Source organism: Bacillus massiliglaciei (assembly GCF_900098925.1).
GTDB classification, from domain to species: Bacteria; Bacillota; Bacilli; order Bacillales; family DSM-1321; genus Peribacillus; species Peribacillus massiliglaciei.
The window spans coordinates 234,060-256,365 of the sequence record NZ_LT622360.1; the positions used below are offsets into that span (position 1 = coordinate 234,060).

Below are 22,306 nucleotides of genomic sequence, written 5' to 3' on the forward strand. Positions count from 1 at the left end.
AAAGAGGGGCTTGCCTTGAGCAAATAACTTTATCCATTAACGACTGTACCGCCATTAACATGTAAAACTTGGCCGCTGACATAAGAGGAATCATCACTTGCCAGATATACATAAGCCGGTGCAAGCTCTTCTGGCTGTCCGGCGCGGCCCATAGGGGTATTTGAACCAAATTTGGCTACATCTTCTTCACTGAAGGATGCTGGGATAAGCGGTGTCCAAATTGGACCTGGAGCAACACCGTTGACGCGTATGCCGTCTTTAACGACAGAGTTGGACAGAGCCCGAGTAAAGGACAGAATCGCTCCTTTTGTAGATGAATAATCAATCAGTTTAGGGTTGCCTTGATAGGCCGTAATGGAAGTAGTATTAATGATACTGCTTCCTTTTTTCAAATGAGGCATTGCAGCCTTCGTTAAATAGAACATAGAGAAAATATTTGTACGGAATGTTTTTTCAAGCTGCTCGGCCGAAATATCCGTGATGCTTGTTTGGACATGCTGCTCGCCTGCATTATTGACAAGAATATCGAGCCCGCCAAATGTTTCGATGGTTTGCTTTACAACGTCTTGACAGAACGTTTCATCTCCAACATCTCCTGCAAGAAGCAAGCATTTCTGCCCTTCTTTTTCAATGGCCTCTTTAGTCGTTTGGGCATCAATTTCTTCATCTAAATAGACAACTGTAACATTGGCTCCTTCTTTTGCATAATAGATGGCAACAGATTTCCCGATACCGCTGTCACCGCCTGTGATGATGGCAGTTTTGCCGGCAAGCTTTCCGCTTCCTTTGTAAGTGGAACGTACTGAATCTGGTTCCGGTGTCATTTTGGTTTCAGTTCCAGGCTGATGCTGCTGGTGCTGTGCGGGAAAGCTATTTTGGTTTTGTTCTTGATTACTCATGGATAATTCCTCCTTTTTAATCTCTACTCCTTTGTTATTCCTTAAGTTTATGAATGAAAAACATGGAAAAAATTTCTAGTGAATAGAGTGGGAGTGCTGGGCTAGTGAAGCTTGTATTGCTATAAGTATTAGAAAAGACCTGCCCGCCGGCAGGTCTTTTCGTTATCTGTAATTAATAAATTGTACATCGATCGGAAGGTCGGCCCCTCTGATGATGGATATGATTCCTTGCAGGTCATCTCGGCTTTTTCCAGTAACGCGGATTTGGTCATCCTGTACCTGGCTCTTAACTTTAAGGCCGCTGTTTTTAATAAGTGTATTGATCTTTTTAGCTGCTTCTTTATCGATGCCTTGGATCAATTTGGCGCGCTGGCGGACCGTTCCGCCGGAAGCACCTTCGATTTTTCCGTAATCCAGGTTTCTAATTGGAACTTCTCTTTTTACGAGTTTGCTGATTAATACATCCTTCAATTGTTCCAGCTTATATTCATCATCGGAAACCAGTACAAGTTCTTCTTTATCTAATGTGATGGTACTTTGGCTTCCTTTGAAGTCATACCTTGTTTTGATTTCCTTCATTGCCATTGTTACGGCATTGGTTACTTCCTGGAAATCAACTTTTGAAACAATGTCAAATGAACTGTCTTTTGCCATCTCTTACCTCCAACAGGGTTTATTTCCCTTTATTATAGAGAAAGATAAGAGGGAAGACAACTGATCCGGACTGTGCGTTTTCCTGAAAATAAGATATAAAAAGAGACTTCCGTCTTATTTATGATCTGTTTTTTTAGAGTAAGAATGCTTGCCCGCTTTTAGATTTTCCTGATATTGTTCATTCTTTTGTGCGTTGCGGGCCTGGTTATCTTTCGGCCTTTTATTGTTGTCCGCAGTATGAGACATCACAAAAACTCCCTTCCGCTGTGTTAATGCTAGTTTGCACACTTGGAGAAGGGAGTATGTATGTTTTAATGGTTAAGAAGAAGGGCTGTCATTTAAGAAGAATATGGCAATTGTCCCTGGGCCGGTATGTGCCCCAATAGCGGCGCCAATCGTATTAATGAATACTTCTTGTGTTCCGAATTCCTGCTGGAAAGCTTCTTTCAGTTCAAGAGCAGTGTCTTCGGCTTCGCTGTGGCTGATCGCTATTGTTTGGGAAGCCAGATTTTTGCCGCGTTCCGACATAAGCTCCAAAATTCTTTTATGCAGTTTCTTTTTGCCGCGGACTTTTTCCAGCGGGGTTAATCTGCCATCCACGACATGGAGCAGAGGTTTAATGTTCAGCAATCCTCCGACGAGAGCTGCAGCCTTTGAAATCCTTCCGCCGCGGGCGAGATATTCAAGGTTATCGACGGTGAATAAATGCTCCATATGCGCCTTTTTGAATTCTATGTCTTTCAAAATTTCTTCTTTGGAAGCTCCTTGATTAGCAAGCATTGCTGCACTTTGGACAATGAGCCCTGCACCCAATGAAGCACATTTCGTATCAATAATTTCTAAATCGAGATCTGGGTACTCTTCTTTTACTTGGTTGCGCATCAGCACAGCTGTCTGATATGTGCCAGATAATTCAGAAGAAAATGCAATATAAATTCCCTGTTTCTTCTCCTTGGCCAATTTGGTAAAGTGTTCTAAGAAGCTTTCTGGCGAAGACTGAGAAGTTTTTGGTGCTTTCCCTTCCCGCATGGCCTGATATACTTCCTTCGGCTGAATGGTCTCCAAGTCTGTATAAGTATGTTCATCCAGATGAACTTGTAATGGTATAAAGGCAACATTGTTTTCTTTATAGAAAGACAATGGCAAATCACATGCACTGTCAGCAAGGATTGTGATAGCCATAGGTACACCTGCTTTCTTTCTAATTTTTATATTAATATGTAACGTACATATTGTAATTAGTTTAGCATGTCACAGAAAAAAAACAATCTATTCCGGGATTGTGTCCGGAATAAGATCATGAATTAGGCATTACCGCAGGGGGTGCCCGCTGAATGGAGGAAACATCATGTATAGGACTGAATTAAAAAAGGCTGTGATTGTCATTATCGGTGCTTTGTTGAATGCCGTGGCGATGAATCTTTTTTTAATCCCCGCAAAAGTATATGCGAGCGGTTTTACAGGGCTTGCCCAGCTGCTCTCCAGTTTAATTGGCTCGTTTGCCCCGTTTAATATTTCAACAGGAATTTTATTATTTTTGCTGAATATTCCCGTTACAATCATTGCCTGGAAAAAAGTGGGTAAGTCTTTTACCTTTTACAGCTTTCTCAGTGTTGCACTGATGACGCTGTTTATGGAAATCATTCCGGTGACTGAGGTTTCTAAAGATATATTGCTGAACGCAGTATTTGGAGCGGTCATTGCCGCTGTCGGAGTTGGGATTACCTTGAAATACGGGGCATCAACAGGCGGAATGGATATCATTGCAATGCTTTTATCCCGGATGAAAGATCGTCCGGTAGGAACGTATTTATTTATATTGAATGGGGTTATTATTGTAACGGCAGGCATGATATATGGTGCTGAGAAGGCCTTATACACCTTAGTCACGCTTTATGCTTCGACAAGAGTAGTAGATGCCATTCATACACGTCATGAAAAATTGACCGCCATGATCATCACAAAAAAGAGTGAAGAATTAAGGGCGGCAATCCATGCAAAACTGGTACGGGGTATAACAGTAGTGCCTGCTAAAGGGGCATTCACGAATGAAGATAAAGATATGCTGCTCATTGTCATCACGCGATATGAACTATATGACTTGGAGAAAATTATTCAGGAAGTTGATCCGCAGGCTTTTACAAATATTATGGAAACCACAGGGATTTTAGGCTTCTTCCGAAGAGATCATTAAGTTTATTACGGCTCAATTACAAAAAAGAAATGAGCCGTTTCGTGTGTTTAATCTCCTGAAAAACGGATATGTAATAGAGTGTACAGCACCTAGTACAAAAATCTTTTAAGGAGTGATTACACATGGCAAACAATAATAATGACAATAAAATGAGCAGAGAAGAAGCAGGACGCATGGGCGGCGAAGCAACTTCAAAAAATCACGACAAAGATTTTTACCAGGAAATTGGACAAAAAGGCGGCGAGACCACTTCCAAGAATCATGATAAGGAATTTTATCAGGAAATCGGGAAGAAAGGCGGCGAAGCCACTTCCGAAAATCATGATGAAGAATTTTATCAAGAAATCGGTGAAAAAGGCGGAAGAGCCCGCAGCGATAACAACGATTAATACCTTTTAATAGCCATAAGGACTGTGAAGCTTGAAATAGAAATGAGTATCAGACATTTATTTGGAAAAAGGGGAAAGTCCCGGTCTTTCTGTAATAAACAAAGAGGATTTTCAAAAAAGCTGAGGAGGAATTAAAAAATGGCAAACAATAACGGCAAAATGAGCAGAGAAGAAGCAGGACGCATGGGCGGCGAAGCAACTTCTAAAAAACATGATAAAGAATTTTACCAAGAAATCGGACAAAAAGGCGGCGAAGCCACTTCTGAGAACCATGATAAAGAGTTTTATCAGGAAATCGGACAAAAAGGCGGTGAAACCACTTCTGAAAACCACGATAAGGAATTCTATCAGGAGATCGGGCAAAAAGGCGGCGAAGCCACTTCCGACAGCCATGATAAGGAATTTTATCAGGAAATCGGACAAAAGGGCGGCGAAGCCACTTCCGAAAATCATGATAAAGAATTTTACCGGGAGATCGGTGAAAAAGGCGGCAACGCCCGAAATAACGATTAATATTAAGAAAGCCCTCCGGATTCCCGGAGGGCTTTTTTTCTTTTGTGGAAAAGAAAACCCTAGGCTAGGCCTAGGGTTCCGAAAAGCTTTCAGCGTGGTATTAAAAAAACTCTTCCATGGTGCTAAAATATTTTTGGTTCGCCAACCAAAATATCAGCATCACGGAGGAGTTTTGATGTCAAAAGACACTAATAGTTTAGCACACACCACCTGGAATTGTAAGTATCATATCGTATTTGCACCCAAGTACAGAAGACAAGTGATCTATGGAAAGATAAAAAAAGATATCGGTCAAATACTGAGAACGCTATGTGAAAGGAAAGGCGTAGAAATCATTGAAGCCACGGCGTGTAAAGACCACGTACATATGCTGGTGAGTATTCCACCCAAAATAAGTGTCTCTTCATTTGTAGGGTATTTAAAAGGGAAAAGTAGCTTGATGATATTTGATCGTCACGCCCATTTGAAATACAAGTATGGAAATCGCAAGTTTTGGTGTACGGGATATTATGTAGATACAGTGGGAAGAAACAAAAAGGTAATCGAAGAATACATACGAAATCAGATACAAGATGATATAGTCGCAGAACAATTAAGTATGATGGAATATATTGATCCGTTCACAGGTGAGGAGGTAAAGAAAAAGAAACGAAAGTAAGTGAAAGACCTTTGAGGTCTGGCCAGTGGAAGTAGTACAGTTGGCGAACCATTCAGAGGCCCTTGAGGGCCTGGTCAGCAACAAAGGCTTTCAGCCGCAGAGAAAACCACCCGTTACCACGGGTGGTCGTTATTTACTTTAATTCCTGATCAAGTTTTTCCTGCAGTTCTCTGAGCTGCTCTTTTTCTGCATTTGTCGAATTGGCATAAGCAGAAGAAAGAGCGTTTTTAGCAATGGACGCAGTCTCATCTTTTTCATGGCTTCCTGATGAATGCAGGGCTTTTTCAACAAAGTGGCGGGCTTCCTGGAATAGTTTGTTTCCCATTACAGCCCTCCAAAGTTTTGTTCTGACATATTCATTTTTCTTTCCTCGGCTTCTGCATACGTCGAATGATAAGGGATCCGCTCAGCGTGTTTAGCAACACTGTCTTTGCCTTGCTGTATAAATCGCTTTGATTTTGTACGTTTTCCCATTATTATCTCCTCCGTTCTGAATTGGCCGCAGGCCCACAGGATGTGAGCCATTCATAGTTTGGCTCAGAACAGATTTTTTTAATAAGGAAATTTTTCACACTTTACTTCATATTAAACTTTTCTTCAAGGAATTCGGCAATGCCGTCTTCTTCATTCGTCAGAGTCACTTCGTCCGCCAAAGTCTTGAGCTGCGGGATGGCATTTCCCATCGCAACTCCGGTACCGGCATACTCAATCATCTCAAAATCATTGTCTTCATCTCCAAATGCAATGATTCGTTCTGGAGGAATATTCAGATCTTTTGAAATACGCTGAAGTCCAACCGCTTTACTAAGTCCGCTTCTCACAATTTCGATCACATGAAAAGGGTCTGCCCAACGGCGGTGATCAATAAGCTGTGCATGAATATCTGATAGGTAATCTCTGATTTGGCCGACAAACTCCGGATCCGTATCAATAAGCATGGAGGTTGGCTTTTCCTTCAGAAATTGACGCAAATCGCCGGTGGTGACTTTTGGATCTCCCATTTTAAGCATATCGATCAGTTTTTCATCATGATAATGAAAATATACGTCATCCCGCACTTCGGCAATAATATTATTGTATGTAAAGTGATCACAGGCATCAACGATCTCTTTGACCACATTCATATCGAGAGGGGTATGATAGCTGCCCCAGCTTTTATTTCTTGGATGATGTACAAAAGCTCCGTTGAAATTGACAATCGGGGTAGTAAGGCCAAGTTCCTTATAATATGGCTCACTTGATCGATAAGGTCTTCCAGTTGCGATCATTACCTGGTGGCCATCTTCCTTTAATGTTAAAAGGGTATTTTTCGTTCGGTTTGAAATGGTTTTTTCCTTTGTTAATAAGGTTCCGTCGAGATCTAATACGATTAAATGTTTCTCTGCCATAAGCAACACCTTCAGTCTCATCAAATTTTAATCATTGAAGCATACGCTCTCTTCTATAGCTGTTATACAAAATTTGCTGTAAATGAATAAGATGGTTCATTTCCTGCAGGACGCCCATATTATCTGTGTATCTCATATACCTTTTGAGAGTGCATCCTTTGTTCAGAAAGCCATTCTTACTAAACCCTTTTTCTAAGGAATTTAATCTTATTGTAAATCAATCTCAATTCTTTTTCATTCTTCAGCTATTCATGTATGATACATAGTAGAAGATCGGTTTGTTAAATTCAAATGCGGAGGGATAGAATTGATTGCGATTGAAAAAGAATATATAAAAAATATCCCCGTTTTGCATATGGGAAAACAGGAAGTTTTTGGAGAAAAACTTCCATTGATTATATTTATCCATGGGTTTATGAGTGCAAAGGAACATAATTTGCATTATGCCTATCTGCTTGCAGAAAAAGGATTCCGGGTAGTCCTGCCGGAAGCGGCTGGTCACGGTGAAAGAGGAACCGGGCTTTCGGAACGACAAATGATGCCCCGTTTTTGGGAGATTGTTGTTCAGACCATTTCTGAATTGAATGAAGTGAAGGAAGATTTAACTTCAAGAGGCTTGGTCGATCAAGAACGTATTGGGGTGGCCGGTACTTCTATGGGCGGCATCATCACCAATGGGGCTCTCGCTGCTTATGACTGGATTTCAGCAGCTGTCAGCCTGATGGGCAACCCTGCTTATGTGTCATTTGCGGAATACCAAATAGATGCGATTAAGCAGGCAGGTTTTAACTTAGACCTCTCAGATGAACAAGCTGCGAAGCAAATTGCCGGTCTCCGGCCATTCGATCTTACGTTAAATAAAGAGAAACTTGCCGGAAGGCCGCTTCTTTTCTGGCATGGAGCAAAAGATGCCACGGTGCCTTATGATTTCGCCTATCGTTTTTATCAAAATATTAAACCAAGTTATCGAGATGAGGATAAAATTTCTTTTATTCTGGATAAAAAAGCGGACCATAAAGTTTCAAGGAAAGGCGTGCTCGCTGCTGTTTCCTGGTTTGACCAGCATTTGAACCGTCCTGCAATGCAAAATATTTAAAGCTGACGGTCAACTTTGATATCATTAGATAATTAAGAAGAATTTGAAGGAGTGTTGAAAATGGATCAAGATTTAAAAGACAGCATATTAGGAGCCTTGGAACAGGTAATCGATCCTGAACTGGGCATTGATATTGTAAATTTAGGGTTGGTATATGATGTGGATATGGACGATAATGGCTTGACGACAGTGACTATGACTCTTACTGCGATGGGATGCCCGCTTGCCGGTACGATTGTTGACCAAGTGAAAATTGCTCTGGAAGATATTCCGGAAGTGAAAGAAACAGAAGTTAATATTGTCTGGTCGCCAGCCTGGTCGAAAGACCGTATGTCCCGATATGCAAAAATTGCTTTAGGGATCAAGTAACGAAAAGGCTCTCTCCTGTAATGCAGAAGAGAGCCTTTTGTTATAGTGACCAGCAAATGCAGCTGCTAATAGGCTATTCCCTGTGATCAGGGGATGGCCTATTTTTGTTTATATTCATCTTTTTATTCATCTAACGAAAACGTACTTATGAAAAAAAGAGCGGAAGATTAGGAAAAACAGAAGAAATCTAAATTGTTTGTAAAACTTATAAAAATACATTTGATTTTATTTTTATTCAGTCATATAATAGGATAATCATAGAATAAATGGAATTATTCATTTGGGAGTTGGTCGTTAATGAAAGTTTCAATCGTTGGCGCCACCGGTTACGGGGGCTTGGAATTAATACGTTTCTTGGATAAACATCCGCACTTTGAAATTTCGTCTCTGCATACATCTTCTAAGTTTGACCAGTACATTTATGAAGAAAACCCTCAGCTTGCGCATATAAATATGCGGCTGGAAAAAATTGATCCAAAGAGGATTGCTGAACAATCGGATCTCGTTTTTCTGGCGACACCATCAGGAGTGTCTTCAGAGCTGATCGGGGCTTTTTCAGGGCTTGATATAAAAGTAATAGATTTGTCCGGAGACCTTCGGCTGAAAGAACCCGGCGTGTATGAAAAATGGTATGGAAAATCTCCTGCGCCACAGGCGGCCATTCAGGCGGCTGTCTACGGACTGGCTGAATGGAACAGAGAGGAAATCCAACAGGCACAGATCATCGCCAATCCTGGCTGCTATCCAACTGCTACGCTGTTAGGGCTTGCACCGCTGCTGACAGAAGGTTTTGCAACAGGCGAAGATATTGTGGTCGATGCAAAATCAGGCGTATCCGGGGCTGGGAAATCTCCTTCTGCTGACACTCATTACAGTGAAATGAACGAAAATTTCAAAATTTATAAAGTGAACCGGCATCAGCATATACCTGAAGTGGAACAGCAGCTGCGGCGCTGGTCACCGCAGGCGGGGCCCATCTCATTTAATACCCATCTCGTTCCGATGACGCGGGGGATAATGGCGACGATGTATATAAAAGCAAACAAGGAGACTGCAGCGGAAGAGTTAGCAAATCTATATGAATCGGTATATAAACAGCACCCTTTTGTTCGGATTTCGAAGCCGGGTCAATTTCCGTCCACTAAGCAGGTGTATGGCTCAAACTTTTGTGACATTGGACTGGACTATGATGAAAGGACCAATAAAATCACGGTAGTTTCTGTGATTGATAATTTGGTAAAGGGAGCGGCCGGCCAGGCCATTCAAAATGCAAATATCATAATGGGATTAGACGAAACAGCCGGACTAATGAATAATCCTATTTATCCTTAAATTTTTGGAGGAGAACAATGAATATAATCGAGCAAGTACAGGAAATTAAGCAAGTAAACGAAGGCAGTATACTAAGTCCCATAGGATTTAAGGCAGCGGGAGTGCATGCCGGCCTGCGTTATTCTAAAAAGGACTTGGGTGCCATTGTAAGCGAAACGCCGGCTTCAGCCGCCGCTGTTTATACACAAAATGTGGTTCAGGCTGCGCCGCTTGCTGTAACGAAAGACAGTATAGCCAAGGAGGGAAAACTTCTCGGCGTGATTGTGAACAGCGCCTGCGCCAATGCCTGTACAGGACAGCGGGGATTATCAGACGCCTTTGAAATGCGAAAGCTTGCCTCGCAAAAGTTTGAAGCAGATGAGCACTTATTTGCAGTTGCTTCAACCGGCGTCATTGGAGAATATTTAGAAATGCCGAAGATTGAAAAAGGAATCTCCCTGCTGGAGCCAATCAGTGAGCCGGCTGGGGCAGAAGGGTTTGAAAAGGCGATTTTGACAACAGATACAGTGACAAAGAACTGTGCTTATTCTGCTGATATCGATGGAGTGACAATAAAAATGGGGGGTGCTGCAAAGGGGTCCGGTATGATTCATCCCAATATGGCCACGATGCTTGGCTTTATCACGACGGATGCTGCCATCGCACCGGTTGATCTTCAGACGGCCCTGTCGGCTGTCACGGATGATACGTTCAATCAGATTACCGTTGATGGAGACTGCTCCACAAATGATATGGTGCTGGTGCTTGCTAATGGAGAAGCGGGGAATCAGCCGCTGCACCCTGAACATCCTGAGTGGGACGTATTCCTTAACATGCTGAGAGTGACATCGGAAAATTTGGCCAAACAGATTGCCAAGGATGGAGAAGGTGCGACTAAGCTGATAGAAGTGAACGTCCACGGAATGAAAACAAAAAAAGACGCTCAAATGATGGGAAAAACCGTAGTTGGATCCAATCTTGTCAAGACAGCAGCATTCGGAGCGGATGCGAACTGGGGCAGAATTATTGCCGCAATGGGGAGGAGCGGCGTTGATTTTGATCCGGCGAATGTTACTATTTCGTTTGGTGACATTGTGGTCTTAAAGGATGGGGAGCCAACAGTTTTTTCGGAAGAGAATGCGAAACAATACCTTCAGGAGCCAAGTATCTCCATTACGATTCAGCTTCAAGAAGGCATCGGAGCAGGGACTGCCTGGGGCTGCGACCTGTCCTATGATTATGTGAAAATAAATGGCAGTTATCGAACATAAGGAGTGTGAAATACGTGTCCGTTTTAGTAATCAAATGCGGCGGCAGTATAATTGATGAGCTTTCTGAATCCTTTTTCAGCAGTATAAAAACTCTTCAAAATGAAGGGCATCAAATCGTCTTTGTTCATGGCGGGGGACCCGACATTAATACGATGCTAAAAAAAGAAAAAATTGAACCGGTATTTGAAAACGGGCTTAGGAAAACGACGGAAGAGGTTCTCGGTGTGGTAGAACTCATACTGTCAGGCAAATCAAACAGGAGTTTGTGTCATAAGCTGGAAATGCACGGAATTAAATCGGTGGGCCTTAACGGTTCTGACGGAGGAATGCTTACTGGGGAATATATCGATAAGGCAATTCTGGGAGCTGTGGGAGAAATCAAGGAAGTAAAGCCAGATGTAGCCGGTATTCTTTTAGAAAATGGATACTGCCCAGTACTCACTCCAATTTCTGTTACGCCAGACGGTCAAAAGCTGAACGTGAATGCCGATATGGCTGCGGGTGCTGTTGCAAAGGCGCTTTCTGCTGAAAAGTGTCTGTTTGTAACCGATGTCCAAGGTGTCCTGGAGGAAAAAAAGGTGATCCCTGAACTGACCAAACAGGAGACGGAAAAACTCATTTCAGAAGGGCAGATTTACGGCGGGATGATCCCGAAAGTCCGAACAGCTTTGAATGTCCTTGAAAAAGGAGTGGAAGAGGTAATGATCGTAAGCGGAAAATCCTCTTTCTATATGGATGGAGAATTTATCGGAACCAAGTTCTTGAAAAAAGAGGAGGCAATCCATTGACTGCACTATTTCAGACATATGCAAGATGGGATATTGAACCAAAAAAGGCAGAAGGGGCATGGATGACAAGTACAGAAGGAAAAAAGTATCTGGATTTCACTTCAGGCATCGGGGTGCTGAATGTAGGGCATCAGCATCCGGCTGTGAAAAAAGCTGTGAAAGAACAGCTTGACAGCTTCTGGCATGTATCAAATCTGTTCAAAAGTTCAGGGCAGGAGAGAGTGGCCAGACTGCTTGCTGATAAAACCGGACTAAGCAGGGTATTCTTCGCAAACAGCGGAGCAGAAGCCAATGAAGCAGCTATCAAGCTGGCAAGAAAGGCTACCGGCAGAAGTAAAATCATAACATGCACACAATCATTTCATGGAAGGACATTTGCAACAATGGGTGCAACAGGCCAGGATAAAGTCAAACAAGGCTTCGGTCCGATGCTGTCTTCCTTTGAATATGTTCCTTTTAACGACGTGAATGCCATAAAGAAAGCGGTTGACACACAAACGGCTGCAGTAATGCTTGAAATAGTTCAGGGTGAAGGCGGAATTTATGTTGTTCAGCAAGAATACCTGGATACCATTCAGACGATTTGCAGAGAAACAGGAGCATTGCTGATCATTGATGAAATCCAGACGGGGATTGGCCGTACTGGCCAAGCATTTGCTTTTCAGCATTTTCAAGTAAAGCCGGATATTGTGACACTTGCCAAAGGGCTGGGAAATGGTCTCCCGATTGGTGCGATGCTTGGTTCAGAGGCGCTTGCTGATTATTTTGGTCCAGGAAGCCATGGATCCACTTTTGGCGGAAATCCGGTCAGTGTAGCAGCCGCCGAGGCGGTCTTACAAATTGTGTTTGAAGAGCAGTTTCTTCAAAAGGTTTCCGAGAAATCGGCTTATCTGTTTGAAAAGTTACATACTGCATTTAAGGAATCTAATGAAGTACAGGAAATCAGGGGAATTGGCTTGATGGTCGGCATAGAATGTACGAGTGAAGTATCTGGCTATGTAAAGGAGCTTCAAAACGTGGGAATACTTGTTTTAAATGCAGGACCTAAAGTTATACGGCTGCTTCCTCCGCTCACAGCTGAATTCACAGAAATCGATTTGGCCGTTGAAAAAATAAGCGAAATTTTAAAAATAAAAGAAACAGTCTGAATTGGCTGTTTTTTATAGATAAAAATGAATAATTATGCTAAAGTATATATAAATATTCATCATCTAAAGAGGTGGAAAGATGAAAAGCTATCTTCATTTAGCAAACGGATCAACATTTGAAGGCAATTTATTAACGGAAACAACAGTACCTGCAACTGGAGAAATCGTATTTTATACAGGAATGACTGGGTATCAGGAAGTGCTGACTGATCCTTCATATAAAGACCAAATTGTCATCTTCACATATCCGCTGATCGGCAATTATGGAATAAATAAAGTGGATTTTGAGAGCAAAAAGCCGCATGTTGCAGGCGTGATTGTGTATGAAGGGGGCATGGTGCATTCCCATTTCCAAGCGGAATATTCTTTAGCGGACTATCTGAATAAATGGGGAATTCCCTTGCTTAGCCATGTCGATACCAGAGCAGTTGTAAAAAAGATTCGGAAGGAAGGATCCATGCAGGCCGCTATTTCTGGTGATGAATCATTTCATATTGCAGGTTCGGGAAGCAATCCAAAACTGCAGCCGTACATTTCTCAGGTTTCCACTTCTGAAATCGTCTCATTTGGCAAAGAGGGTAAGCATGTAGTCTTAATGGATTTCGGGTATAAAAAATCGATTCTTGATTCCCTGCTTGCCCAAGGATGCCGCGTAACGGTCGTGCCTTATGATACGTCATTTGATCAAGTCCAGGAGCTGAAGCCTGACGGCGTCCTCTTATCCAATGGACCTGGCGATCCAAAACAGCTTCTTTATTTGCTGGATAATTTGAAGAAAATCATTTCACATTTTCCGTCCATGGGAATTTGTCTTGGCCATCAGCTGACGGCACTGGCCTTCGGAGGAAATACGAAAAAAATGCTGTTCGGGCATCGCGGCGCTAATCAGCCGGTCGTAGATTTGAAAACAAATAAGGTCTATATGAGCTCACAGAATCACAGCTACGAAGTGGATGAACCGAGCCTTTCCAATACACCGCTTCAAGTGCGGTTCCGCAATGTAAACGATGGAACGGTAGAAGGACTTATGCATAAAGACCTGCCGGTGTTCACAACGCAATATCATCCGGAAGCCAATCCAGGCCCGGTTGAAAGTTCCTTATTGTTTAAAGATTTTATGCAAATGATAAATGACTATAGCGGGAGAGAGAAAGTTTATGCCTAAAGACAGCACGATCAAAACCATACTAGTTATCGGGTCTGGCCCAATTGTCATTGGCCAGGCCGCTGAATTTGATTACGCGGGCACACAGGCCTGCTTGGCATTAAAAGAAGAAGGATACAGAGTGATATTGGTCAATAATAATCCGGCGACCATTATGACAGATGACATGAATGCTGATGCCGTTTATTTTGAACCGCTGACAGTAGAGACTCTGGAGAAGATTATCGCCAAAGAAAAACCGGAGGGCCTTCTGGCAACATTGGGAGGCCAGACGGGACTGAACCTTGCTTATCAATTAGAGGAACACGGCATTCTCGAAAAGTATAAGGTGAGACTCCTTGGCACACCGATTGATTCCATTAAAAAGGGTGAAGACAGGGAACTTTTCAGGCAATTAATGTTTGAGATAAATGAGCCCGTTCCTGACAGTGAAATCATTCATACATTAGATGAGGCATTGGAATTCTCCAAAAAAATCGGCTTTCCGATCATTGTCCGCCCTGCATATACACTTGGCGGAACAGGCGGCGGCATTGCTGATAATGAGAAAACCTTCAAAGAACTGGTCAGGGGGGGACTGCAGGAAAGTCCGATAACACAGTGTCTTGTTGAAAGAAGCATTGCCGGATATAAGGAAGTGGAATATGAAGTAATGCGTGATGGGAATAACACCTGTATTACGATTTGTAATATGGAAAATATTGACCCAGTCGGGATACATACAGGGGATTCCATAGTTGTAGCCCCGTCCCAGACGCTGTCAGATGACGAATTCCATATGCTCCGTTCTGCTTCCATTAAAATTATTTCTGCTTTAGGCATCATTGGGGGCTGTAATATTCAGTTTGCTCTTGATCCGGAAAGCAAACAATATTTCCTTATTGAAGTGAATCCAAGGGTCAGCCGCTCGTCCGCCCTTGCTTCTAAAGCAACAGGATACCCAATTGCCAGAATTGCGGCGAAATTGGCTGTCGGCTACCATTTATCGGAGCTGATCAATCCGGTAACACAGAGCACGTATGCAAGTTTTGAACCGGCCTTAGATTATGTTGCCGTTAAATTTCCTCGCTGGCCTTTTGATAAATTTAAAACAGCAAACCGTAAGCTCGGAACCCAAATGAAGGCAACAGGTGAAGTAATGGCTTTGCACCAAAGTTTTGAAGGCGGTCTTCAGAAGGCTGTGGATTCACTAGAGCTGAAGACAGTCGGTTTAGAACTCAAGTCATTGAAAAATGCACCGGTTGAACTGCTGTGGGAGAAGCTGGGGCAAAAAGATGATGAGCGGATTTTCGTCATTTTCGAAATGCTGCGTCAAGGTGTAACGGTTAAAGAGATTCATGAAGCAACGAAAATGGATTATTTCTTTTTGAAGGCATTTGCTTCGCTCATTGACATGGAGAACGAAATTAAAGCCGCTTCATTAAAAACGGCAGCTGCCGCAGATATAAGGAGATTTAAGGAAAAAGGGTTCTCGGACCGCTACTTGGCAAGTGTATGGGGAGTGGCAGAAGAAGAAGTCAGAGGTATGAGGAAGAACTTTGGAGTAACCGCGGTTTATAAAACTGTTGATACATGCGCGGCAGAATTTGAATCCCATACGAACTACCACTACTCTACTTATTTTGGGGAAAATGAACAAGTGAAGTCGGAGAAACGGAAAGTGCTGATGATTGGAAGCGGCCCGATTCGAATCGGTCAGGGAATTGAATTTGATTACTGCTCCGTGCATGGTGTATATGCCCTCCAGCAGGAAAATATCGAGACTATTATGATTAATAACAATCCGGAAACAGTCAGTACAGACTTTGCTACTGCTGACCGTCTTTATTTTGAACCATTGACGTTGGAGTATGTATTAAATGTTATTGAAGCGGAAGGAATTGATGATGTCATTGTCCAGTTTGGAGGACAGACGGCTATTAATCTGGCCAAAGGACTGGAAGAGTATGGGGTGCGTTTATTAGGAACTTCTTTTGATTTACTGGACCAATTGGAGGATCGAGACCGTTTTTATCAATTGCTTCAAAGGCTTGATATTCCGCATGTCCCAGGTTCCATGGCAGCCAATAGCCAGCAGCTCATCGAGGACGCAGAATCGATTGGTTTTCCTGTACTCCTTCGACCGTCCTATGTTATAGGAGGACAGGGAATGGAAATTATTCCAACGATGAAGAAACTTATTTCCCGTGCAGAAAGCGGCGAGTTAGTTTTTCCCGTACTGATTGACTCCTATATTCCTGGAAAAGAGGCCGAAATTGACCTGATTGCTGATGGAAAGGAGATTTTTGTTCCAATCATTGCAGAGCATATCGAAAAAGCGGGTGTCCATTCCGGTGACAGTATGGCAATGCTGCCTGCAAGATCACTGACAGCCGCTCATAAAGAAAAAATGACAGAGTATGCCGGTAAAATTGTGAAGGAACTGGGATACAAAGGGCTGATGAACATCCAGTATGTGATAGAAGATTCAAATGTATACGTCTTAGAGGTGAACCCGCGCGCAAGCAGAACAATTCCAATTATCAGTAAGGTGACGGGGGTACCGATGGTCCAGCTGGCGACTAAGATCTTGCTTGGAGGACAGAATGTTCACCAGCTTGCCGGCAAAACAGGATTGAATGAGAATATTCCATACACGGTCATTAAATATCCAGTCTTTTCTACTTTTGCATTAAGCGGACTCGATTCAAAAGTGGGACCGGAAATGAAATCAACTGGTGAAGGCATTGCAATCGCGGAAACGCTGGAGGAGGCTTTATCCAAAGTATATCTTCCTGCAAACAAGAAAAAGGCCAGTGGAATTTATCAATCCGATTCGGTTGATCTGTCTCCTGAAACGGCGGCTAACATTAAGACAGCCGGGATGAAAGCTGAAAGCGGGGATTTTGCCCAATGGCTTGAGAATGGGGACTGTGCTGCTGTTTTGGCCTTTGGCTCATCGGAGCAGGACAGGGAATTGCGTCTGAAAGCAGCGAAATACAGGATTCTTGCTTTCACAGAAGAAGAAACCTTTCATGCATATCTTGAATCTAAAAAAAATGCGGAAACAGGAGTGGCTTCTTTGCAGGAGTGGCTTGTACCTTATTCAAAAGGAGTGTCAGTATGAACCAGCTAGCTGAAAAAACCAATCACAAAATTCTGAAGTCCAAAGATTTTATTTCATTGACAGATCTTTCCCCGCTGCAGCTGACTGAGCTTCTGCAGCTGGCTCAGACTATTAAAACAAAATGGAAAGCGGGTGAAGAATATACACCGCTCAAAGGTAAAACATTGGGAATGATCTTCGAAAAATCTTCAACAAGAACCCGTGTTTCTTTTGAAGTCGGTATGCTTCAATTGGGCGGGCATGCTCTGTTTTTAAGCAGTAATGATATACAGCTGGGCCGCGGCGAGACTGTTTCAGATACGGCGAAGGTATTGTCGGAATTCGTGGACGGCATTATGATTCGCACATTTGAGCATCAGAAAATTTTAGAACTGGCTGAAGCTGCTTCTATTCCTGTTATCAATGGGCTTACAGACCTTGAACATCCTTGCCAGGCTATGGCGGACTTGCTGACGATTCTTGAAGTGAAAGGTAAGCTGAAGGGATTGAAAGTCAGTTATATTGGGGACGGAAACAATGTGGCCCATTCACTGATGACAGCCTGTGCATTAGCGGGTATGGAATTTTCCATTGGCTGTCCGGAAGGCTATTTGCCGAATGAAGAAATTATAGCTCATGCCAAAGAACCGGCATTAAAAACTGGAGGGAAAGTGGAAGTATATACGTCAGCGGCGGAAGCTATTCAGAATGCCGATGTTGTCTATGCTGATGTTTGGACTTCAATGGGCCAGGAACAGGAGAATGCTGAAAGACTTACAGCATTCAAAGATTTTCAGATCAATTCTGAATTGACAAATCAGGCGAAGGAAGATTTTATCTTCCTGCATTGCCTTCCTGCCCACAGAGGAGAAGAGGTAACAGCCGATGTGATAGACGGTTCGCACTCTGCTGTGTTTCAGCAGGCGGGCAACAGGCTTCATGCACAAAAAGCAATTTTAACCGATTTACTGTCTTAATCTGCAAAAGGATCCGGAACGAAGACGTTCGTTTCGGATCCTTTTTTTGAAGGAGAAAGGTAAATATATTCAGACATGTTCCGCACTCTTCCGGAAATACTATGAAAGCAGCCGGAAGGAGGAATCTTTTTTGGGTCAGAGCAGACAGTTCCATGCAGGACAAAAGGCGCCGAATAATGGGATTTATGTAGAAATTGGAGAAACCGGGAGCATGGTTGCCGAGCCGAAGCAGGTCAAGCTGAGTGCAGGAGACACTTTTCCGGAGAATTCCAATCATAACCGGCTTTGGACATACAAAAGAAAACCGTAATAAGATAAAACAGCGCGGAACTGTAGTTTCCCGCTGTTTTATTTAGTATGGAGTTTTAAAAAACAGATAGGGTAATACAGATAATAGGAAATTCAGAAGAAATCAAATGGAGTAAAATTCTTTACATAATTGGAAGAGGACGTATAATAAAGATAAAAGGTCAAAAAAGGTCAAAGGGAGGCGCAAACGTTTTTCATGGATGTTAATAAAATGACGGAAAAGACGCGGCTTGCATTGTTCGAAGCGCAAAAGCTTGCAGCCGAACATAAGAACCCGGAAGTAAATGAATGGCATTTGCTTATGGTTCTGATGAAACAGGAGGACAGCCTTTTATTGCGGATTTTATCAGAATCAGGACAGCCTGTATCCCTATTTATAGCTGAATTAGATAAACAGCTGAACCAGCTGCCGGAAGTGGCAGGAAATGATGTCCAGGTCTACTTGTCCTCTTCACTGCAGAAAATCCTGACTGCAGCCGAACGGCAGATGCTGGAATGGGAGGATGAGTATCTTTCCGCAGAGCATGTATTACTCGCGATTTTGCAGCAGTCAAATGAGAAGCTGCAGAAACTTTTCGCATTGTATGACATAGATGAAGCTAAAGCGAAACAAATCATAGAAGGAATCAGAGGGGGACAGAAGGTGACTAGTCCAAATCCGGAAAATACGTATGAAGTACTAAAAAAATATGGAAGGGACCTGGTGGAAGAGGTTAAATCAGGGAAGATTGATCCGGTCATCGGCCGTGACGCTGAAATACGGAATGTGATCCGGATTTTATCCAGGAAGACCAAAAACAATCCAGTGCTGATCGGAGAACCAGGCGTCGGAAAAACAGCCATTGTGGAAGGATTGGCACAGCGGATTGTCCGCAAGGATGTACCTGAAGGATTAAAAGATAAAAGTGTTTTTTCACTTGATATGAGCTCTCTTGTTGCGGGCGCCAAGTTTCGAGGGGAATTCGAAGAACGGCTGAAAGCAGTCCTGCTGGAAATCAAGAAAAGTGAGGGAAGAATCCTGCTGTTCATCGATGAGCTTCACACCATTGTGGGGGCTGGCCGCACGGACGGTGCATTAGACGCCGGCAATATGTTAAAGCCAATGCTTGCCAGAGGGGAGCTTCATTGTATAGGTGCGACGACACTGGATGAATACAGGCAGTATATTGAGAAAGATCCTGCACTTGAAAGAAGATTCCAGCAGGTTCTTGTCTCCGAACCCGATGTGGAAGATACTGTTTCCATTCTCCGGGGCCTGAAGGAACGGTTCGAAGTCCATCATGGGGTTAGGATTCATGACAGGGCTTTAGTGGCAGCATCTGTTCTGTCCAATCGGTATATTACGGAAAGGTTTCTGCCGGACAAGGCGATTGACCTTGTGGATGAGGCGTGTGCAATGGTCCGGATGGAGATTGATTCGATGCCAGCTGAACTGGATGAAATTACGAGAAAGGTCATGCAGCTTGAAATAGAGGAGGCAGCCCTCAGAAACGAAGAAGACGCTCAGAGTAAAGCAAGGCTTGAGGTTTTGCGGAATGAATTGGCCGAGCTGCGGGACAAGGCTGACAGGATGACAGCTGAATGGCAGATGGAGAAGGCTTCCCTGGAAAAAGTACAGGAGATGAGGGAGCAGCTTGAACGTCTCAGAAGAGAATTGGAACAAGCTGAAAACGACTATGACTTAAATAAAGCAGCAGAGCTTCGCCACGGCAGAATTCCTCAGCTTGAAAAAGACTTGGCCGAAGCGGAGGAAAAGGCGGAAAAGGACAAACAGGAGTCCAGATTGCTTAGAGAGGAAGTAACCGAAGAAGAAATCGCGGGCATTGTAGCTAGGTGGACAGGAATCCCGGTCAGCAAGCTGGTGGAAGGAGAAAGGGAGAAGCTTCTCCGTCTCCCGCATATTCTCCACGAAAGGGTAGTTGGACAGGAAGAGGCCGTAGAGCTCGTATCGGATGCTGTATTAAGAGCCCGTGCCGGAATTCAGGACCCTGGGCGTCCAATTGGATCTTTCATCTTCCTGGGACCGACCGGCGTCGGAAAGACAGAACTGGTTAAGGCACTGGCAGAAACACTGTTTGACACAGAGGAGCACATGATCCGTATTGATATGTCGGAATATATGGAGAAGCACAGTGTATCCAGACTGGTAGGAGCGCCTCCAGGCTATGTTGGATACGAAGAAGGCGGACAGCTGACAGAAGCCATTCGGCGAAACCCGTATTCGGTGGTATTGCTGGATGAAATCGAGAAGGCCCACCCGGATGTGTTTAATATTCTGCTTCAAATGCTCGATGACGGCCGGATAACGGATGCCCAGGGAAGAACGGTTAACTGTAAAAATACAGTCATCATTATGACATCTAATATTGGTTCACAGCATCTTCTTCAGGCGGAGACAAAGAATGGTATTATAGAGGATGACATCAAGGATCGTGTATTCAGTGAGCTTCGGGGGCATTTTCGTCCAGAATTTTTAAACAGGGTCGATGATATCATTCTGTTTAAGCCGCTGACTCAAAATGAAGTAATCCAGATTGTTGAGAAAATGGCAGAACAGCTGCAGAACAGGCTCGCAGACCAGAACATTAAGCTGGAATTAACCGATGCAGCTAAAACATTTATCGCAGAAGAAGGGTATGATCCAGTGTACGGAGCCAGGCCATTAAAGCGATTCATGCAAAAACATCTGGAAACAAAAATTGCCCGTGAAATCATCAGCGGCAATATCCCTGAAACCAGGACTATTGAAGTGGATTACGCAGGTGGATCATTAATTTTTCATTAAAGGTTTGCCTGTGTAAAAGCGGGATAAAACAAAAAGGACATCCATTTAAGGGGATGTCCTTTTGACTTCTTAATGATGGTGTGCATCTTGAGAAGGAGCTTTAGGAAGGATGGCAGGGATAATCAATACAAGCACTGTTACAGCAATCCCAAGAATCGTTCCTTGTGTAAAACTATACGAAGATCCGCTCATTGAAGCCACTACATATACCATCATATGCATTAATAAAAATGTCCAGAAAAATGTTAAGACATAACGCATGAATTTCACCTCATTCCAGTTCAATCTTTTTTATCTTAACATAATTAATATACAGATAAAAAGCATTTTTAATAAGCGAGGTCAAAACTTACTGAAAGCCTATTAAAACGCCTCAGAAAATGGGATAATAAGAGGAAATTAATCTTCAAATACTAGCAGTCTCTTTTAAATCTTATTTTTCTAATGCAGAAATTAGGCATAGCCCCATTCGTCTTACCTTGTTGCAACATACATTATTGGAGGTAATTTTCCTTAAAGGAGTTAAAGCAGATGGAACAGCGAACCTTTCAAATCGATGAACAATGGAGTGCCATTTATTATCCTGAACAGCCAAGCGGCTTTTCTGTAATGGTAATTGGCGATCGCGGCCATTTTGTCGGAAAAGATACCAGCTTTTGGCTCCAGAACCCTGGGAGGTTACGTATCATAGAACATTTGAAAGGCTATGGCTACACATTATTTACTTCAAATTACGGAGCGAACTGGGGAAGCCCAAAGGCTGTTGAGTTAGCAGAGAAACTATATATCTATTTTATGAAAAATGAGATCTCTAATCAAAGGTTCCATATTTTAGCTGAAGGAACGGGAGCTCTTACCGCTCTAAAGCTGGCAGAGGAACTTGGAGATCAAGTCAGGTCCATTGTCTTTGTAAACCCTTGCCTGTCTTTAAAGGAGCAGCTGAATAAAGAGAAAAACAACAAATTTTTTTATGAAAAATGGCTGGAAGAAGTAGCGCTCGAATATGGAATGGAATCAAAAGAGTGCGAGAAATTTATTATAGAGTCAAAGAAAATGCCGGATATCCCAAAGGAAATTCCAGTGAAAATCATTCACATCCTCGGCAGTCTGCGGGACAATCAATCTTCGTTTTACCGAAAGCTTCAGCAAAAGCTAGGCAGCAGTTCATTACATTTATCTTATTTACTTCCTGAAAAACGATATAAAATTCCATATCTGATTAATAAGTTTTTTAAAGAACATGAAAAACCGCTGTAGATAGTCATCTCTCCTTCGGTTCTGCATACTATACAGCAAAGCGCCATTCT

Annotated in this window: 23 protein-coding genes and 1 pseudogene; 16 read left to right on the top strand and 8 right to left on the bottom strand. The window is 43.0% G+C overall.

Annotation, left to right across the window (positions count from 1 at the left end; all coding sequences use genetic code 11):
• Positions 1–29: 29 nt before the first annotated feature.
• The 4 genes from BQ4305_RS17615 to BQ4305_RS17630 all read right to left on the bottom strand — a co-directional run bounded on the left by BQ4305_RS17615 (position 30) and on the right by BQ4305_RS17630 (position 2,735).
• On the bottom strand, positions 30–899 hold the full coding sequence (locus tag BQ4305_RS17615) for an SDR family oxidoreductase (RefSeq protein WP_110929059.1): 870 nt from the start codon (positions 897–899) through the stop codon (positions 30–32).
• Positions 900–1,061: 162 nt separating this feature from the next.
• Positions 1,062–1,553, bottom strand: a complete 492-nt coding sequence (locus tag BQ4305_RS17620; protein WP_110929060.1) for a YajQ family cyclic di-GMP-binding protein — start codon at positions 1,551–1,553, stop codon at positions 1,062–1,064.
• Positions 1,554–1,667: 114 nt separating this feature from the next.
• A complete protein-coding gene (locus BQ4305_RS17625; protein ID WP_110929061.1) occupies positions 1,668–1,799 on the bottom strand; it encodes a DUF3941 domain-containing protein in 132 nt (43 codons plus the stop codon).
• A gap of 72 nt (positions 1,800–1,871) precedes the next feature.
• Positions 1,872–2,735 (bottom strand): DegV family protein, encoded by an 864-nt coding sequence (locus tag BQ4305_RS17630; RefSeq protein ID WP_110929062.1) that lies wholly within the window; start codon positions 2,733–2,735, stop codon positions 1,872–1,874.
• A 166-nt stretch (positions 2,736–2,901) separates the two neighbouring features.
• Here BQ4305_RS17630 and BQ4305_RS17635 point away from each other — a divergent pair, with 166 nt between their 5' ends.
• From BQ4305_RS17635 to tnpA, 4 genes and pseudogenes are all read left to right on the top strand, one after another.
• Positions 2,902–3,747 (top strand): YitT family protein, encoded by an 846-nt coding sequence (locus BQ4305_RS17635; RefSeq protein ID WP_110929063.1) that lies wholly within the window; start codon positions 2,902–2,904, stop codon positions 3,745–3,747.
• Positions 3,748–3,869: 122 nt separating this feature from the next.
• A pseudogene (locus tag BQ4305_RS17640) lies at positions 3,870–4,133 on the top strand (KGG domain-containing protein); the annotation flags it as partial.
• Between the two features lie 141 nt (positions 4,134–4,274).
• Complete coding sequence (gene gsiB / locus BQ4305_RS17645) at positions 4,275–4,649, top strand: glucose starvation-inducible protein GsiB (RefSeq protein WP_110929065.1); 375 nt, start codon at positions 4,275–4,277, stop codon at positions 4,647–4,649.
• A 175-nt stretch (positions 4,650–4,824) separates the two neighbouring features.
• Positions 4,825–5,307, top strand: a complete 483-nt coding sequence (gene tnpA / locus BQ4305_RS17650) for an IS200/IS605 family transposase (protein WP_110926080.1) — start codon at positions 4,825–4,827, stop codon at positions 5,305–5,307.
• Positions 5,308–5,440: 133 nt separating this feature from the next.
• On the opposite strand, the gene BQ4305_RS17655 is transcribed toward tnpA, so the two are convergent.
• From BQ4305_RS17655 to BQ4305_RS17660, 3 genes are all read right to left on the bottom strand, one after another.
• Positions 5,441–5,632, bottom strand: coding sequence for a DUF3813 domain-containing protein (locus tag BQ4305_RS17655; protein WP_110929066.1), 192 nt, complete (start codon positions 5,630–5,632; stop codon positions 5,441–5,443).
• Positions 5,632–5,781, bottom strand: a complete 150-nt coding sequence (locus tag BQ4305_RS21650; RefSeq protein ID WP_199880746.1) for a hypothetical protein — start codon at positions 5,779–5,781, stop codon at positions 5,632–5,634. The genes BQ4305_RS17655 and BQ4305_RS21650 overlap by 1 nt, the downstream gene beginning before the upstream one ends.
• Before the next feature lie 101 nt (positions 5,782–5,882).
• Positions 5,883–6,695 (bottom strand): Cof-type HAD-IIB family hydrolase, encoded by an 813-nt coding sequence (locus BQ4305_RS17660; RefSeq protein ID WP_110929067.1) that lies wholly within the window; start codon positions 6,693–6,695, stop codon positions 5,883–5,885.
• Between the two features lie 307 nt (positions 6,696–7,002).
• On the opposite strand from BQ4305_RS17660, the gene BQ4305_RS17665 reads away from it, so the two are divergent.
• The 11 genes from BQ4305_RS17665 (at position 7,003) to clpB (ending at position 20,999) form a co-directional block, all read left to right on the top strand.
• On the top strand, positions 7,003–7,791 hold the full coding sequence (locus BQ4305_RS17665; RefSeq protein WP_110929068.1) for an alpha/beta fold hydrolase: 789 nt from the start codon (positions 7,003–7,005) through the stop codon (positions 7,789–7,791).
• A 60-nt stretch (positions 7,792–7,851) separates the two neighbouring features.
• Positions 7,852–8,160, top strand: a complete 309-nt coding sequence (locus tag BQ4305_RS17670) for a metal-sulfur cluster assembly factor (protein ID WP_110929069.1) — start codon at positions 7,852–7,854, stop codon at positions 8,158–8,160.
• A gap of 297 nt (positions 8,161–8,457) precedes the next feature.
• Positions 8,458–9,492, top strand: coding sequence for an N-acetyl-gamma-glutamyl-phosphate reductase (gene argC, locus BQ4305_RS17675; protein WP_110929070.1), 1,035 nt, complete (start codon positions 8,458–8,460; stop codon positions 9,490–9,492).
• Positions 9,493–9,509: 17 nt separating this feature from the next.
• Complete coding sequence (argJ, locus tag BQ4305_RS17680; protein ID WP_110929071.1) at positions 9,510–10,742, top strand: bifunctional ornithine acetyltransferase/N-acetylglutamate synthase; 1,233 nt, start codon at positions 9,510–9,512, stop codon at positions 10,740–10,742.
• A 14-nt stretch (positions 10,743–10,756) separates the two neighbouring features.
• Complete coding sequence (argB, locus tag BQ4305_RS17685) at positions 10,757–11,530, top strand: acetylglutamate kinase (RefSeq protein WP_110929072.1); 774 nt, start codon at positions 10,757–10,759, stop codon at positions 11,528–11,530.
• Entirely contained in the window at positions 11,527–12,678 is a 1,152-nt protein-coding gene (locus tag BQ4305_RS17690; protein ID WP_110929073.1) for an acetylornithine transaminase, read from the top strand. Before argB ends, BQ4305_RS17690 begins: the two co-directional genes overlap by 4 nt.
• 79 nt (positions 12,679–12,757) lie before the next feature.
• The gene (locus tag BQ4305_RS17695; RefSeq protein WP_110929074.1) at positions 12,758–13,843 is read left to right on the top strand and encodes a carbamoyl phosphate synthase small subunit; all 1,086 of its coding nucleotides are present in this window, start codon (positions 12,758–12,760) and stop codon (positions 13,841–13,843) included.
• The gene (locus BQ4305_RS17700) at positions 13,836–16,949 is read left to right on the top strand and encodes a carbamoyl phosphate synthase large subunit (protein ID WP_110929075.1); all 3,114 of its coding nucleotides are present in this window, start codon (positions 13,836–13,838) and stop codon (positions 16,947–16,949) included. Before BQ4305_RS17695 ends, BQ4305_RS17700 begins: the two co-directional genes overlap by 8 nt.
• A complete protein-coding gene (gene argF / locus BQ4305_RS17705) occupies positions 16,946–17,905 on the top strand; it encodes an ornithine carbamoyltransferase (RefSeq protein ID WP_110929076.1) in 960 nt (319 codons plus the stop codon). Before BQ4305_RS17700 ends, argF begins: the two co-directional genes overlap by 4 nt.
• Before the next feature lie 130 nt (positions 17,906–18,035).
• Complete coding sequence (locus BQ4305_RS17710; protein ID WP_110929077.1) at positions 18,036–18,215, top strand: YjzC family protein; 180 nt, start codon at positions 18,036–18,038, stop codon at positions 18,213–18,215.
• A gap of 195 nt (positions 18,216–18,410) precedes the next feature.
• Positions 18,411–20,999 carry an ATP-dependent chaperone ClpB gene (gene clpB / locus BQ4305_RS17715; RefSeq protein WP_110929078.1) on the top strand — a complete coding sequence of 863 codons (2,589 nt, stop codon included), beginning with the start codon at positions 18,411–18,413 and terminating at the stop codon, positions 20,997–20,999.
• A 69-nt stretch (positions 21,000–21,068) separates the two neighbouring features.
• Here the strand turns inward: clpB and BQ4305_RS17720 are convergent, their stop codons facing one another.
• On the bottom strand, positions 21,069–21,260 hold the full coding sequence (locus tag BQ4305_RS17720) for a YjzD family protein (protein ID WP_110929079.1): 192 nt from the start codon (positions 21,258–21,260) through the stop codon (positions 21,069–21,071).
• A gap of 270 nt (positions 21,261–21,530) precedes the next feature.
• On the opposite strand from BQ4305_RS17720, the gene BQ4305_RS17725 reads away from it, so the two are divergent.
• Positions 21,531–22,256, top strand: coding sequence for a lipase family protein (locus tag BQ4305_RS17725; RefSeq protein WP_110929080.1), 726 nt, complete (start codon positions 21,531–21,533; stop codon positions 22,254–22,256).
• The last annotated feature ends 50 nt before the right edge of the window (positions 22,257–22,306 follow it).